Source organism: Dermacoccus sp. SAI-028 (genome assembly GCF_004346775.1).
Taxonomy (GTDB): domain Bacteria; phylum Actinomycetota; class Actinomycetes; order Actinomycetales; family Dermatophilaceae; genus Dermacoccus; species Dermacoccus nishinomiyaensis.
Map to the genome: position 1 here is coordinate 1,358,892 of NZ_SMFS01000001.1, position 15,249 is coordinate 1,374,140.

The window sequence follows — 15,249 nt, forward strand, 5'->3', positions numbered from 1 at the left end:
GGGTTTCGATGACCGAGCGCACGTTCGAGGGCCTGTGGGCCGACCTCGCCCCGGTGGGGCGCGACAAGCACAGTGGCGGATACCGCCGATTCGCCTGGAGCCGTGAGGATTCCACGCTCCGCGAATGGTTCGACGGCGAGTGTGAAGCGCTCGGTCTCGACGTCGTCGAGGATCGCGCAGGCAACCAGTGGGCGTGGTGGGGCGAGCCGGATCGGACGCCTGGCATCGCCACCGGATCGCACCTTGACTCGGTGCCCGACGGCGGGGCGTTCGACGGACCCCTGGGCGTCGTCTCGTCGTTGCTCGCGGTGCGCCGACTCAAGGAGTCGGGGTTCGCGCCCGCGCGCCCGATCGGTGTCGTCAACTTCGTCGACGAGGAGGGCGCGCGCTTCGGCGTCGCCTGCGCGGGCTCGCGCCTCATCACCGGAGCGCTGACGGCCGAGCGCGCCCTCGGCCTGCGCGACACCGACGGTGTCACGATGGCACAGGCGTGGGAGCGCGCTGGGCGTGAGCCGTCGGATCTCGGGCGGGACGACGCGGCCCTCACGCGCCTCGCGTGCTTCGTCGAGGTGCACGTCGAACAGGGGCGGGCCCTCGTCGACCTGCCCCGTGACGCGGCGGGCGATCCGTTCGGCGCCGCCGTCGCGGTCGGCACCGACATCTGGCCGCACGGACGGTTTCGCGCCGACCTGCCCGGGCGCGCCGACCACGCCGGGACGACGGCGCTCGGCGACCGCGACGACGCGCTGGTCAAGGCCGCCCGGTTCATCGAGCTGGTGCGGGCGGCGGCCACCTCGCGTGACGACGGTGCCGCGCGCCGCGTCGTCGCGACCGTCGGAAAGCTCGACGTCACGCCCGGCGGCATCAACGCCATCGCCTCCCACGTGACGGCGTGGGTCGACGCACGCGGCGTCTGCGAGGACGACGTGCGCGCAGCGATCGACGAGATCGCAGGTCGCGCAGCGGAACTCGGTGGCGAATGGCGGGAGGAGTCATGGACGCCGACGACCCCGTTCGACGCCGACCTCGTCGCGCGCGTGCACCGCACGCTCGGTGAGGGTGTGCCGATGCTCGGCACCGGTGCCGGCCACGACGCCGGCATCCTCGCCAACCACGGCATCCCCAGCGTCATGTTGTTCGTGCGCAACCCGACGGGCACGTCGCACTCGCCCGAGGAGTTCGCGCAGACCGATGACTGCCTGCGCGGCGTCGACGCACTCGTCCGCGTGCTCGAGGATCTCGCGTCATGACCATCTACCACGTGCCGTTCGCGCACCTGCCCGACGGCCTCGCGCGCGACGTCCGACTCGTCGAGGAGGACGGGCGATGGGTCGAGGTGACGGCGAATGCGTCACCGAGAGATGGGCTGTCGGGTGGATCGACGGGTGGGGCGCCGAGTGGCGTTTCCTCTGACGACGCATCCTCGGACGACGTGATCAGGCTCGACGGGGTCGCACTGCCCGGTTTCGCGAACTGCCACAGCCATGCGTTCCACCGCGCATTGCGCGGGCGCACGCATGACGACGGTGGCACGTTCTGGACGTGGCGTGAACGTATGTACCGCGTTGCGGCGCAGCTCGATCCGTCGACATACCTCGCACTGGCGCGCGCCGTGTACGCCGAGATGGCGCTGGCCGGCGTCACGGCGGTGGGGGAGTTTCACTACGTCCACCACCGCCCCGACGGCACGCCCTACGACGACCCGAACGCCATGGGTTCTGCGCTGCGTCAAGCGGCCCGCGAGGCCGGCATCCGGCTCACGCTGCTCGACACGTGTTACCTCCACGGAGGCCTCGACACCGATGGCCACGCCGCGGTGAGCGCTGAGCAGCAGCGCTTCAGCGACGGCTCCGTCGACGCCTGGGCGCGGCGTCACGCGCAGTTGCGGGAGGACGCACTCAGTGACGAGAACACCGTGGTCGGCGCGGCCGTTCACTCGGTGCGCGCTGTCGCTCGCGACGAACTGGCGGACGTCGTCGCCGCGACGCCGGGGGAGATCCTCCACGCCCATGTCTCCGAACAGCCTGCGGAGAACGCCGCGGCACTGGCCCACTACCAGCGCACGCCCGTGGGTCTGCTCCACGAGGCCGGCGCACTGAGCGAGCGCTTCTCCGCCGTCCATGCGACGCATCTGAGCGACGACGACGTCTCGACGCTCGCCCGCGCGGGCGCGACGGCCTGCTTCTGCCCGACGACCGAACGCGACCTTGCCGACGGCATCGGGCCGGCCGTTGCACTGTACGACGCGGGCGCGCGGCTCAGCCTCGGCAGCGACCAGCACGCCGTCATCGACATGTTCGAAGAAGCCCGCGGCCTCGAGATGCACGAGCGGCTGACGAGCAACGAGCGCGGCCGCCTGAGCCCGCGCGACCTGCTCTCGGCGGCGACGCGGCAGGCGAGCATCGGCTGGGCGGACGCCGGCGAGATCGTCATCGGCGCACGCGCCGACCTCGTCGCCGTCAATGCCGAATCCCCGCGCACCGCAGGCTGTTCGCCTGACCAGATCCTGCTCGCCGCGATTGCGCAGGACGTCACGGACGTCATCGTCGACGGACGCGTCGTCGTGCGCGGCGGGTGCCACCGCCTCGAAGAGACGCTCGCGCCCGGCGGCATCGGGCGGCTCCTGCACGACGCCATCGACCCCTTCTGGAGGCAGACATGACGACGACGCTCGTCACCGGCATCGCCGAACTCGTGACGAACGACCCGCAGCAGGCCCGCGCTGGCGCGAGCGAGGACGAGCGCCTGCTCGGTCTCCTCACCGACGCGGCGATCGTCGTCGAAGACGACCGCATCGCCTGGGTCGGCGAGTCGCGCCGAGCGCCGGACGCCGACCGCCGCGTCGACGTCGACGGCGCCGCACTGATGCCCGGCTTCGTCGACAGCCACGCACACCTCGTCTTCGACGGCGACCGCTCGGCCGAGTTCGCCGCCCGCATGGTGGGCGAGCGCTACGACGGGGGCGGGATCGCCACCACGGTGGCCGCCACCCGCGACGCTGACGACGACCGCCTCACCGCGCTGGTCGCGCGGCGCATCGCCGAGATGCGCGCGCAGGGCACGACGTGCGTCGAGGTGAAGTCGGGCTACGGGCTGACGGTCGAGGACGAGGCACGAGCGCTGCGCATCGCCCGCGAGTTCACGCCGGAGACGACCTATCTCGGTGCCCACGTCGTGCCGAGCGGCAGCGATCGTGCCGCCTACGTCGACCTCGTCTGCGGCGAGATGCTCGAGGCGTGCCGCCCGTACGCTCGCTGGGCCGACGTGTTCTGCGAGCCGGGCAGTGCTCACGCCTTCGACGGCGACGAGAGCGCGACGATCCTGCGGGCCTGTCGAGACGCGGGGCTCGAACTGCGTGTCCACGGCGGCCAGCTCGGCGAGGGACCGGGCGTCCAACTCGCCGTCGAGCTCGGTGCGGCGAGCGTCGACCACTGCACCTATCTGTCGGCGAGTGACGTTGCGGCACTGGCCGATTCGTCGACCGTCGCGACACTTCTGCCGGGCGTCGAGTTCTCGACCCGTTCGCCCTACCCGGATGCGCGGCGCCTCATCGACGCGGGCGTCAGCGTCGCCATCGCGACCGACTGCAACCCGGGCACGTGCTACTCCGACTCGATGCCGTTCATGATCGCCCTCGCCGTGCGCGAGATGGGCATGAGCGCCGCCGAAGCCGTGTGGGCTGCGACGGCCGGCGGCGCGCAGGCGCTGTGGCGCGACGACGTGGGCGTCATCCGCCCCGGTGCGCGCGCCGACCTCGCCGTTCTCGACGCGCCCAGCCACCGTCACCTCTGCTACCGACCGGGCGTGCCGATCGCGCGGACGCTGGAGGTCTGAGGAACGCCGGCCCCAGACATGACGAAGCCCGCCCGGTACGCGACCGGGCGGGCTTCGTCATGGCATACCGCGCAGGCAGCCGTCGAGCATTAGTCCTGGAAGCTCGTGATGTCGGCGCCGAGGGCGTTGAGACGCTCGTCGAGCTCCTCGTAGCCACGGTTGATGACATAGATGTTGCGCAGCGTCGAGGTGCCGGGGCAGGCGAGCATGCCGAGCAGGATGACGACGCCGGGGCGCAGCGCGGGCGGGCACATGACCTCGGCGGCGCGCCACTTGGCGGGGCCTTCGATCATGACCCGGTGCGGGTCCATGAGGTGCACCGTCGCACCGATCTTCGTCAGCTCGTTGAGGTAGATCGCGCGGTTCTCGTACACCCAGTCGTGGATGAGCGTCTTGCCCTCGGCGCACGCAGCGATGACGGCGAAGAACGGCAGGTTGTCGATGTTGAGGCCGGGGAAGGGCAGCGGGTGGATCTTGTCCGTCGGCGCCTTGAGCGGGCCCGGCTTCGTCGTGATGTCGACGAGGCGCGTGAAGCCGTTGTCCGAGGTGTACTCGTCGCTCATCTCGTACTGGAAGCCCATCTCCTCGAGGATGGCCAGTTCGATCTCCATGAACTCGATCGGCACGCGCTTGATCGTGATCTCGGACTTCGTGACGATGGCGGCTGCGATGAGGCTCATCGCCTCGATCGGGTCCTCGCTCGGGAAGTACTCGACGTCCTCGTTGATCTCGGCGACGCCGGTGATCTTGAGCGTCGTCGTGCCGATGCCCTCGATCGTCACGCCGAGCTTCTCGAGGAAGAAGCACAGATCCTGGACCATGTAGTTGCTCGAGGCGTTGCGGATGATCGTCGTGCCCTCGTAGCGGGCTGCGGCGAACAGGGCGTTCTCGGTGACGGTGTCGCCGCGCTCGATGAGGACGATCGGCTTCGTCGGGCGGATCGAGTTGTTGACCTCGACGTTGTAGTACCCGTCCTTCGCGACGACCTCCATGCCGAACGCGCGCAGCGCGTGCAGGTGCGGCTCGACGGTGCGCGCACCGAGGTCGCACCCGCCGGCGTTGGGCAGCTCGAACGAGTCGAACTCGTGCATGAGCGGGCCGAGGAACATGAGGATCGTGCGGGTGCGGCGCGCCGCGACCTCGTCGATCGTCGACAGGTCGATCTTGGCGGGCGGCGTGATCTCGAGGTCGCTCGTGCCCGGCAGCCAGCGCGTCTGCACGCCGATGGAGTCGAGCACCTCGGTGATGCGGTTGACCTCTTCGATGCGCGCGAGGTTGCGCAGCGTCGTGCGCCCCTTGTTCAGCATCGCGGCGCACAGGCAGGCGACGGCGGCGTTCTTGCTCGTGCGCACGTCGATAGACCCGGACAGCTGCTTGCCGCCGATGATCCGAAGGTTCAGGGGCGCGTTGCTGGACACAGTGACAATCTCCGAATCAGTTGGTGCAGATGAACCCATCACGCCGAGGTGTGACGAGCGGCGACGCGACCCGGGGGCACGTCACGCGTCGGCGGGAAGAACACTGCGGTTCACCCCGTCATTCCCACGCGCACCGGTGCGAGCCGGCCGACCGGGCCCTGTGGCCGGTCGCGGTTCGCCGATGCGCAGCGATTCAACGATGGTATGCCACCGCCGCGAGCGCCCCGAATCATCGCGGTCGGCGTGTCGAGACGCGGGCGCGGGGCGCACCCCGTCAAGAGGTACGCCCCGCGTGGGCGGCTCACGCCGCCGTCAGGACCGCGATCAGCGGGCGACGCTCGCGGCGCCCTTCGGCAGGAAGCGCTGACCGGTGACCTTCTCGGCGATGCCGGTGCGGTCGAGCAGCGGCGTCACGCCACCGTTCCAGAACGGGAAGCCGGCGCCGGTGATCATCGCGAGGTCGATGTCCATCGGGGCCGCGACGACCTCCTCGTCGAGCATGCGACGGGTCTCGTCGGCCAGTGCCGACAGGGCCTGCTCGCGCACCTGCTCCTCGGTGAGCACCTTCGCGTCCGCCGGCTTGCTGAACTTCTCGAAGATCGAGTCGTCGAGCTTGCCGTCGGCGCCGTAGAAGCTCGGGATCTTCTCCTCGACGACCTTCGCGAGGTTCGGCGAGACGTAGAAGCGCTCCGGGAAGGCGCCGTGCAGCGTCTCCGAGTTGTGCAGCGCGATGGCGGGGCCGACGAGCGAGATGAGCATGAACGGCGGCATCGGGGTGACACCGGCGAACGCCTTCTCGACGACCTCGACGGGCGTGCCCTCATCGACGATCTTGCCCGCCTCGCCCATGAACCGGCCGAGGAGGCGGTTCACGACGAACGAGGGGGAGTTCTTCACGAGGATGCACGTCTTCTTCAGCGACTTGCCGGTGGCGAACGCCGTGGCGAGCGTCGCGTCGTCCGTCTTCTCGCCGCGGATGATCTCCAGCAGCGGCATGACGGCGACGGGGTTGAAGAAGTGGAACCCGACGACCCGCTCGGGGTGCTTCAGGTCCGCTGCCATCTCGGTGATCGACAGCGAGGAGGTGTTCGTCGCGAGGACGCACTCGGGCGTGACGATCTGCTCGACCTCGGCCCAGACGCTCTTCTTGACACCCATCTCTTCGAAGACGGCCTCGATGACGAAGTCGGCGTCCGCGAAGCCGTCCTTGCTCGTCGAACCCGTGATGAGGCCCTTGAGACGGTTCGCCTTGTCCTGCGAGATGCGGCCCTTGGCGAGCAGCTTGTCGATCTCGTCGTGGACGTAGCCGACACCCTTGTCGACGCGTGCCTGGTCGAGGTCCGTCATGATGACGGGCACGTCGAGGCGGCGGATGAACAGCAGCGCCATCTGGCTGGCCATGAGACCGGCGCCGACGACGCCGACCTTCGTCACCTTGCGCGCGAGCGCCTTGTCCGGCGCACCAGCGGGTCGCTTCGCACGCTTCTGGACGAGGTTGAACGCGTACAGACCGGCGCGCAGTTCGTCGCTCATGATGAGGTCGCCGAGCGCCTGGTCCTCACCGGCGAAGCCCTGCGCCCGCGTGTTCGTGCGGGCGGCCTCGACGAGGTCGATGGCGCGCAGCGGAGCGGGGGCGGCGCCACCGGTCTTCTGCATCGTGAAGGCGCGGGCCTTGTCGCACGCGGCCTTCCACGCGGCCTCGTCCTTGTTGACCTCCGGGCGCTCGACCTTCTTCTCGCCGCTGATGACGGCGGCCGCGAAGGCGAGGGAGTCCTCGAGGAACGTGACGGGGGCGAGCAGCTCGTCGGCGACACCCAGCTTGAACGCCTGGGCACCCGTCGCCATCTTGTTGTTGCTCAGCGGGTTCGTGATGATGAGCTGCAGCGCGTTCTCCACGCCGATGAGGTTCGGCAGCAGGTACGTGCCGCCCCAGCCGGGCACGAGGCCGAGGAAGCACTCGGGCAGCGAGTAGGCGGGCACGTCGGCGCTCATCGTGCGGTAGTCGCAGTAGAGACCGATCTCGACGCCACCACCCATCGATGCGCCGTTGACGAACGCGAACGTCGGCACGTCGAGGTCGGCGATCTTCGAGAAGACGCGGTGACCCTGCTCGGCGATGTCGACGGCCTGCTCACGGTCGGTGATCGACGGCAACGCCATGAGGTCGGCGCCGACGGCCATGATGAACGGCTTGCCCGTCACACCGAAACCGACGATCTCGCCCTTCGCGGCGCGCTCGGCGGCGGCGTCGACGGCCTTCTCCAGCTCCGCGAGGCCCTGTGGGCCAAAGCTGTTCGGCTTCGTGTGGTCGAAGCCGTTGTCGAGGGTGACGAGCACGAACGTCCCGGCGCCCTTGCCGTCGGTCGACGGCAGCGTGATGTCCTGGCTGAGGGCGTGCGTGACGACCTCGGCGCGCGCGTTCTCGGCGCTCGACTGAGTCTGGTTGTCGCTCATCAGGCCGTCTTCTCCTTGCCGTAGTCAGGGTGGTTGGGGTTCTCCCAGATGACACAGCCACCCATGCCGATGCCGATGCACATCGCGGTGACGCCGTAGCGCGCCTCGGGGTGCTCGGCGAACTGGCGCGACAGCTGCGTCATGAGACGCACGCCGGAGCTCGCGAGCGGGTGACCCGTCGCGATGGCGCCGCCGTAGGCGTTGACGCGCTCGTCGTCGGCGTCGATGCCGAAGTGGTCGAGGAAGGCCAGCACCTGCACGGCGAAGGCCTCGTTGAGTTCGAACAGGTCGATGTCGTCGATCGTCAGGCCCGCCTTGGCGAGAGCCTTCTCGGTGGCCGGGACGGGGCCGATGCCCATGACCTCGGGGTCGACGCCGACGAACGCGAAGTCGACCAGGCGCATGCCGACGGGCAGGCCGAGCTCCTGCGCGCTCTCCTCGGAGGCGAGGATGCACGCCGTCGCACCGTCGTTGAGACCAGCCGCGTTACCGGCCGTCACGTTGCCGTGCGCACGGAACGGCGTCTTCAGCTTGGCCAGTTCCTCGACGGTCGTGCCGGGGCGCGGCGGCTCGTCGGCCGTGGCCAGGCCCCAGCCCTTCTCGACGTTGCGCGTCGCGACGGGAACGAGATCCTGCTGGATCTTGCCCTCCGCGTACGCCTTCGCGAGCTTGTTCTGGCTGGCGACGGCGAACGCGTCGCAGCGCTCCTTCGTGATCGCCGGGTAACGGTCGTGCAGGTTCTCGGCCGTCTTGCCCATGACCAGGGCGCTCGGGTCGACGAGCTTCTCGGCGACGATGCGCGGGTTCGGGTCGGTGCCCTCACCCATGGGGTGACGGCCCATGTGCTCGACACCACCGGCGATGACGACGTCGTACGCGCCGAACGCGATGCCGGACGCGGACGTCGTCACGGCCGTCATCGCGCCCGCGCACATGCGGTCGATGGCGTAACCGGGCACCGACTTGGGCAGGCCCGACAACAGAGCAGCCATGCGCCCGATCGTCAGACCCTGGTCGCCGATCTGCGTCGTGGCCGCGATGGCGACCTCGTCGACGCGCTCCGGCGGCAGGTTCGGCTGACGGCGCATGAGTTCACGAATGCACTTGATGACCAGGTCGTCGGCGCGGGTCTGGGCGTACATGCCCTTCTCACCGGCCTTGCCGAACGGCGTGCGAACACCGTCGACGAAGACGACCTCATGGAGCGTGCGGGGCACGATGCCTCCCGAAGCTAGACGAAGCTGACGTGCCCAGGCTAACGCGCTTTGTTACCGCTGAGTACGAAAGGGGGTGGATTCGTGCACGGGAGGGGGCTGGGTGAGTCACCCGGCGCTGCGTGCGTCAGTCCTGACTGACCGCACGCAGCGGCACGTGACGCAGCTGCAGCGGGCGTTCGGTGGGCGTGCAGGCACGGCGGGGACCCGTGGGCCGGGCGTGCAGGGCGTCAGCGCGACGGGTGGTCGAGAGCCGCCTCGGCGAGCAGCGGAGCGACGATGTCGCACTGCCACGGGCGAGCTCCGCCGGCGCTCAGCGCCGCGTGCCAGCCGTCCTCGCTCGTGTCGGCGGGCGGTGACCAGATGACGCGGCGCAGCAGATCGGGCGTCACGAGATTCTCGACGGGTACGCGACGCTCCTCGCTGAAGCGCTGCAAGCCGTAACGGACGTCGTCAAGACGCCCGGCCGCTGCCGGGTTCTTGTCATGCCACGCGCGGATCGGCGGGGGAGCCGAGGTTCGCTGCGTCGCCGTCGGCAGCTCGCGGTTCGGCAAGGCGTCGGCGGCCTTCAGCGCCGCGAGCCAACGCTCGCCGTAGCGCGCGAGACCCCGGTGCGCAGGACGCGGACGGCGGCGTCGCGCGGAACCGTCACCGACGCGCGGGCGGATGGCGGGCGGGCCGACGAGGCCGGAGGTGTCGTGCGGGTTGCGTCGTGCGAGGTCGATGATGAGGGCGTCGGGCAAAACGCGCCCGGGCGTCGTGTCGCGGCGTTGCGCGATGTCCTCGCGCGTCTGCCACAGGGCGCGAACGCGGGCGAGCTGACGCAGATCACGCAGGGCGTGCAGGCCGGACGTGCGTCGCCACGGCTCCTTCTTCGGCGTCGGGCCCTCGAAGTCGAGCAGTGCCTCGAACTCCTGACGCGCCCACTCGGCCTTGCCCTGCGCCTCGAGGTCAGCGGCGAGCGCGTCACGCACCTCGACGAGCCGCTCCACGTCGAGCGCCGCATAGACGAGCCAATCGTGCGGCAGGGGGCGCGTCGACCAGTCGACCGCCGAGTGCTCCTTCGCGAGCGTCACACCGACGAAGTGCTCGGTGACGGCGGCGAGGCCGACGCGCGGCAGACCCGCGAGACGTGAGCCGAGTTCGGTGTCGAACAGCTTGCGCGGGCGCAGACCGAGGGCCTTGAGGCACGGCAGATCCTGCGTCGCGGCGTGCAGCACCCACTCGGCACTGCCGATCGCGGTGTTGAGGCTGCTCAGATCGTTGAGCGGGACGGGGTCGATGAGCCACGTACCCGCGCCCTCGCGGCGCAACTGCACGAGATAGGCGTCGTTGCCGTAGCGGAAACCCGAGGCGCGCTCGGCGTCGATGGCGACCGGGCCGTGGCCAGCACGAATGGCGGCGCAGCATTCCTTGAGTTGAGCAGCGGTCGTGATGACGTCCGGGACGCCGTCCGCCGGTGCTTCGAGGAGGGGGTACGCAGGCGTTTCCTGCGGTTCCGGGGATTCACTCGAGGAAGAGCGGGCCGATACAGGCTCGGCGCTCGCTCGCCGCGCTGGCGGGGCTTCGTCGCGGTGCGCCGCGGGTCGTGAGGTGGGGGAGTCGTTCATGGATCAGAAGCGCCCGGGAAGCGCCGTCACACCTTCCGGAACGGGGGGCAGACCGGCGACGGTGCACATGAGGTTCGACCAGCCGAGCAGGTGCGCGGCGATGTTCGACTCGTCGGGCGTCCATGACGCACGGACCTCGAGTTCGACGCTGGAGGGGCGCTCGCCGAGACCGCCGAAGCTCTCGTTGACGACACGGGTGACAGTGCCGGCCTCCGCGGAGTAGGTCGCGTCTGCGTCCTTGAGCGATTCGAGGAGCCAGTCCCAACCGACGGCGCCGAGCGCAGGGTCGGTCGCCATCTCGGATTCGAGTTCGGCGCGCGCGAACGTCACGATGCGCCAGGTACCGTGCCACGCCTCGGGGGAGGCGGGGTCGTGCAGCAGGACGAAACGGCCGGTGCCGAGGACGTCGTCAGCGTTCTTGGGGTCGACGACCTCCGCCGAGAACGCGACGGCGTGCGGGGCGATGCGACGCGGCGCGGGCACCTCGGTGAGGTGCACCTGCGGGCGCACGGCGGCGGCCTTGACCGTTTCGACGACGTCGGCGAAATACGTCGCGTCATCGTGCCTCAACGTGTGCATGCCCATGGCGGTAACCCTAGGGGCGTTATCACGCGAAACCTGGGAGCCACGCCGCGCGGGTCGTCAAGGGCCCCGCCCGGACCCATCGGCGATTCCTGTCCCCATCTGCGATTTTCGTCCACATTCACCAGGAGTGAATGTGGACGAAAATCGCAGATGGGGACAGGCGGTGCGCTGGGGTCTCGCCGGGCGTATGGCCCTAGAGTGGCGCGAATGGTGACGTTCGTGGCGCTGCTCTCCTCCGCCGTGTGGGGCACGGCCGACTTCGTGGGCGGGCTGTGGGCGAAACGCTTCCACCCCGTCAAGGTGGTGGCCCTGTCGCAGCTCGGGGGACTCGTCGCGGCACTGATCTTCTTCGGCGTCGTCTCCCTCTCCGGCACGCACGGCTCGTCCGACTGGACGTCGTGGGCGACGTGGGGCGTCGGCGCGGGGCTGAGCGGCGCCGTCGGGCTGATGTGTCTGTATGCGGCGCTGTCCAGCGGGACGATGGGTGTCGTCTCGCCGATCACGGCGCTGGGCGCGATCGTCCCCGTCGTCCTCGGCCTCGTGCGCGGGGACGCGTGGACGCCCTCGATCGGCATCGGGTTGCTCGTGGCGCTCGCCGGTGCGGTGCTCGCGAGCGGACCGGAACTGAGCGGCGACGTCGGGCGACGCCCCGTCGTCCTCGCGTGCATCTCCGCGCTCGGGTTCGGGGTGTCGCTGTACTGCATGGACGGTGGTGCGCGGCACGACCTGTCGGGAGCCATGCTGGCGATGCGTTGCGGGTCGCTGACGCTGCTGCTGCCGACGCTGTTCGCCCTGCGCTCGAAGGGGCTCGCCCGTGAACCGCTGACGCGCCGCGACGTGCTCGTGCTGCCGCTGCTGGGCATGGGCGACCTGACGGCGAACCTGCTGTTCGCGGCGGCGTCCGCGCAGGGGCAGGTGTCGATCGTCGCCGTGCTCGGCTCGCTGTACCCCGTCGCGACGCTCCTTCTCGCCCGCGTCGTGCTCGCCGAGCGGCTGCGAATGGTGCAACTCGTCGGGGTAGCGCTGACGGTCGTCGGCGTGGTCCTCGTGACGCTGTGACGGGACGTCGGCTCGGCGCCGAGCGCGTCTCGGGGCTGCGCGCGTCCGTCGTCAGCTGACGAAGAACTCCAGTTCCTGGTCGTCGTCGACGCGTGCGCGGCCGACGTGGTGCATGCCGATCCTGCGGGCCACCCGCTGCGAGGCGTGGTTGTCGAGATCGGTGACGGCGACGCCGCGGCGCAGGCCGCCGGCGAGCGCTTCGTCGAGGATGGCGCGCGCAGCCTCCGTCACGTAGCCGCGGCCGGTGTGAGCGGCGTCGACGTCGTCATTCGTCCATCGACGCAGCGTCAGGCGCGGGGTGCGCAGTTCGTCAGTGGGACGTCGGGCGTCGTCGGCGTGCGGCGTCGTCGTCGTGTCGGTCGTCATGGGGCCAGCGTGGGCGGGCGGCTGACGCGCCGCAGGAGCGGGACGGACTGGGAGCGACTTCGACAGGGCCCAACTCCATGTCGGACGAGACGTCACACCCTCGACGCGCGGATGACCGCGTCGCGGCAAGGGGCGCGTGAGAGAATCCACGACGTGACCGAAGTGAACGCAGACCCGCGCAACTCCGTCCTCATCAAGGCTGCCCGCGGCGAGGAGGTGCCGTACACGCCGGTGTGGTTCATGCGGCAGGCGGGGCGTTCGCTGCCCGAGTACCGCAAGGTGCGTGAAGGCGTCGGGATGCTCGAGTCGTGCCGCCGCCCCGACCTCGTCACCGAGATCACGCTGCAGCCCGTGCGCCGCCACGACGTGGATGCGGCCATCTTCTTCTCCGACATCGTCGTGCCGCTGGCTGCGGCCGGTGTCGACCTCGACATCGTCGCGGGCGTCGGCCCCGTCGTCGCCCAACCGTTCCGCACGCGCGCCGACCTCGCGCGTCTGCCCGAGCTGACGCCCGACATGGTCACCGACATCACCGAGTCGGTGCAGCTCATCACCGCCGAGCTCGGTGGCACGCCGCTCATCGGGTTCGCCGGCGCGCCGTTCACGCTCGCGTCGTACCTCATCGAGGGTGGGCCGTCGAAGAACCACGAGAACACCAAGGCGCTCATGTACGGCGATCCGCAGCTGTGGAAGGACCTGTGCGCGCGCCTCGCGCAGATCTCGGGCGCCTTCCTGCGCGTTCAGGCAGCAGCGGGCGCGAGCGCCATCCAGCTGTTCGACTCGTGGGTCGGCAACCTGCCGCTCGACGACTATCTGCGCTTCGTCCAGCCCCATTCCCGCACGGCCCTCGCCGCCGTCGACGATCTTCCCGGCATCGACGTGCCGAAGATCCACTTCGGCGTCGGCACCGGCGAGCTGCTCGGTGCGATGGGTGAGGCGGGCGCCGACGTCGTGGGCGTCGACTTCCGCGTCAGCCTCGACGCGGCCCGCGAGCGCACCGGCAACCAGTACGCGCTGCAGGGCAACCTCGACCCGGCGCTGCTGTTCGCGCCGTGGGAGCCGCTCGCGGCGCGTGTCGACGAGATCGTCGCAGCCGGGCGGCGCGCGAAGGGCCACATCTTCAACCTCGGTCACGGCGTCCTGCCGAGCACCGACCCCGACGTCGTCACCCGGGTCGTAGAGCGTGTCCACAGCGTTTCCGCGCGCTGAGCGCCCCGCCCAGGCGCTCACGACGAGCAAGGGGCTGACGGCGCGCGGCGTCGTCGGCTCCGCGCTCGCCATGCTCGGCGGGTTCATGACGAACGACCTGCCGCCGGGCCCGGTGCGCGACGTGCTCGCGCCGCTGCACTGGCTCTACCAGCAGCAGCTGGGGCGCGTCGCGGGCTGGATCATCGTCGCTGCCGGCATGCTGTTGCTCGCGTGGGCCTGGGTCGACCTTGTGCGCGCCACCCGGCACACGCCCCGCGACGGCGTCGCGCAACGCGCGGCGACGGCCGTCGTCCGGCGCCTGACGGCACTGTGGGCCCTGCCGTGGCTCATCGCGCCGCCGATGTTCTCCCACGACGGCTGGAGCTACCTCGCGCAGGGGGCACTGACGCAGTCGGGCCGCGACCCGTACGTCGTCTCCCCGGGGGAGATGCCCGAACTGCTCACCTCGATGGTCGACCCGATCTGGCGCTACACCCCGACGCCATACGGTCCGCTGCCCCTGACGTGGGGCGCCCTGTGCACCGAGGTCGTGAAGGAACCGACGGTTCTCGTGTGGCTGCAGCGCGTCCCGATCATCATCGGGCTCGTCCTCACCGCCTGGGCCATGCCGCGTCTCGCGCGTCGCCTCGACGTCAGCCCCGCGCTCGCGAGCGCCCTGACGCTGGCCTCCCCGCTCATGCTCGCCCACGGTTTCGGTGGCGAGCACAACGACGTGCTCCTCATGGGCCTCGTCACGGCCGCGCTCGTGTGGGCAGCGGCGGGGCGCTGGGTGTGGGCCACCGTCTTCGTCGGTATCGCCGCAGGGGTCAAGTTCACCGCCATCGTGGCCGTCGTCCCCGTCGTGTTGTTGTCATTGCCGGTGGGCGTCGACCTGCGTCGACGCTTCGCCCGCCTCGCACAGGCGGGGCTGCTGGGGGCTCTCGTGACGGCGCTGTGCGGCATCCCGTATGGCCTCGGCGTCGGCTGGATCCGCGCGCTCAGCGTGCCGGGCGTCGTCGTCACGCCCGCCTCGATCCCCACGGCTCTCGGTTACCTGCCCCGCTACTTCTTCGGCTTCATCAGCGACGAGGCCGGCGACCTCGCGATGTCGCTCATCCGCGGCGCCGGCATGGGTCTCGCCGTCATCCTTGTCATCTGGGCGGCGCTGCGCCGGCCGACGGGCAAACTGCCGTCGGCGATGGTGACGAACGCGGGAGTGTTCGCCGCAGTCGTCCTGCTCGCGCCCGTCGTGCACTCCTGGTACGCGTTCACCGTGCTGCCGTGCGGTGTGCTGCTCGCGATGCGCACCCGCCGCATCCACCTCGTCATGACGCTCGGGGTGGCGTCCGCGCTCACCGTCATGTGGGACACGACGCTCGCCGGCGCGAGTCTGCTCGTTGCGGCCGTCGTCGTCGCGTCGCACCAGTTCGCGCTGACGCGCCGTCGCGACGACCTACCACCACGGGTGCGTCGCTGGCTGAGTGCCTGAGGTTCGGCGCTCGTTCTTGCGGTTGAGTCACT

11 protein-coding genes and 1 pseudogene are annotated in these 15,249 nt (G+C 70.3%); 6 read left to right on the forward strand and 6 right to left on the reverse strand.

The genetic code is table 11. The features are described 5' to 3' along the window. Window positions 1-8: 8 nt before the first annotated feature. The 3 genes from EDC82_RS06215 to hutI are packed head-to-tail and all read left to right on the forward strand — an operon-like array spanning window position 9 to window position 3,834. The gene (locus EDC82_RS06215; protein WP_038567882.1) at window positions 9-1,250 is read left to right on the forward strand and encodes an allantoate amidohydrolase; all 1,242 of its coding nucleotides are present in this window, start codon (window positions 9-11) and stop codon (window positions 1,248-1,250) included. Next, entirely contained in the window at window positions 1,247-2,662 is a 1,416-nt protein-coding gene (locus EDC82_RS06220) for a formimidoylglutamate deiminase (protein ID WP_131940896.1), read from the forward strand. The genes EDC82_RS06215 and EDC82_RS06220 overlap by 4 nt, the downstream gene beginning before the upstream one ends. Next, a complete protein-coding gene (gene hutI, locus EDC82_RS06225; protein WP_074039203.1) occupies window positions 2,659-3,834 on the forward strand; it encodes an imidazolonepropionase in 1,176 nt (391 codons plus the stop codon). Before EDC82_RS06220 ends, hutI begins: the two co-directional genes overlap by 4 nt. A gap of 89 nt (window positions 3,835-3,923) precedes the next feature. Here the strand turns inward: hutI and EDC82_RS06230 are convergent. The 5 genes and pseudogenes from EDC82_RS06230 to EDC82_RS06250 all read right to left on the reverse strand — a co-directional run. Next, a pseudogene (locus tag EDC82_RS06230) lies at window positions 3,924-5,270 on the reverse strand (UDP-N-acetylglucosamine 1-carboxyvinyltransferase); the annotation flags it as partial. 306 nt (window positions 5,271-5,576) lie between these two features. Then, window positions 5,577-7,706 carry a 3-hydroxyacyl-CoA dehydrogenase NAD-binding domain-containing protein gene (locus tag EDC82_RS06235; protein WP_074039205.1) on the reverse strand — a complete coding sequence of 710 codons (2,130 nt, stop codon included), beginning with the start codon at window positions 7,704-7,706 and terminating at the stop codon, window positions 5,577-5,579. After that, window positions 7,706-8,923: a thiolase family protein gene (locus EDC82_RS06240; RefSeq protein WP_006945282.1), complete on the reverse strand. Its 1,218-nt coding sequence runs from the start codon at window positions 8,921-8,923 to the stop codon at window positions 7,706-7,708. Before EDC82_RS06240 ends, EDC82_RS06235 begins: the two co-directional genes overlap by 1 nt. Window positions 8,924-9,150: 227 nt before the next feature. Next, window positions 9,151-10,530, reverse strand: a complete 1,380-nt coding sequence (locus EDC82_RS06245) for an HRDC domain-containing protein (RefSeq protein ID WP_006945306.1) — start codon at window positions 10,528-10,530, stop codon at window positions 9,151-9,153. A gap of 3 nt (window positions 10,531-10,533) precedes the next feature. Then, the gene (locus tag EDC82_RS06250) at window positions 10,534-11,115 is read right to left on the reverse strand and encodes a DUF3000 domain-containing protein (protein WP_006945278.1); all 582 of its coding nucleotides are present in this window, start codon (window positions 11,113-11,115) and stop codon (window positions 10,534-10,536) included. Between the two features lie 207 nt (window positions 11,116-11,322). Here EDC82_RS06250 and EDC82_RS06255 point away from each other — a divergent pair, with 207 nt between their 5' ends. Next, window positions 11,323-12,174 (forward strand): DMT family transporter, encoded by an 852-nt coding sequence (locus tag EDC82_RS06255; protein WP_160126197.1) that lies wholly within the window; start codon window positions 11,323-11,325, stop codon window positions 12,172-12,174. A gap of 51 nt (window positions 12,175-12,225) precedes the next feature. Here the strand turns inward: EDC82_RS06255 and EDC82_RS06260 are convergent, their stop codons facing one another. Then, the gene (locus EDC82_RS06260; RefSeq protein ID WP_074039207.1) at window positions 12,226-12,540 is read right to left on the reverse strand and encodes a GNAT family N-acetyltransferase; all 315 of its coding nucleotides are present in this window, start codon (window positions 12,538-12,540) and stop codon (window positions 12,226-12,228) included. Between the two features lie 111 nt (window positions 12,541-12,651). Between EDC82_RS06260 and hemE the strand changes: the two genes are divergently transcribed. Both hemE and mptB read left to right on the forward strand, forming a co-directional pair. Then, on the forward strand, window positions 12,652-13,749 hold the full coding sequence (hemE, locus tag EDC82_RS06265; RefSeq protein WP_115296289.1) for a uroporphyrinogen decarboxylase: 1,098 nt from the start codon (window positions 12,652-12,654) through the stop codon (window positions 13,747-13,749). Then, window positions 13,724-15,217, forward strand: coding sequence for a polyprenol phosphomannose-dependent alpha 1,6 mannosyltransferase MptB (mptB, locus tag EDC82_RS06270; protein ID WP_115296288.1), 1,494 nt, complete (start codon window positions 13,724-13,726; stop codon window positions 15,215-15,217). The genes hemE and mptB overlap by 26 nt, the downstream gene beginning before the upstream one ends. Window positions 15,218-15,249 lie beyond the last annotated feature (32 nt).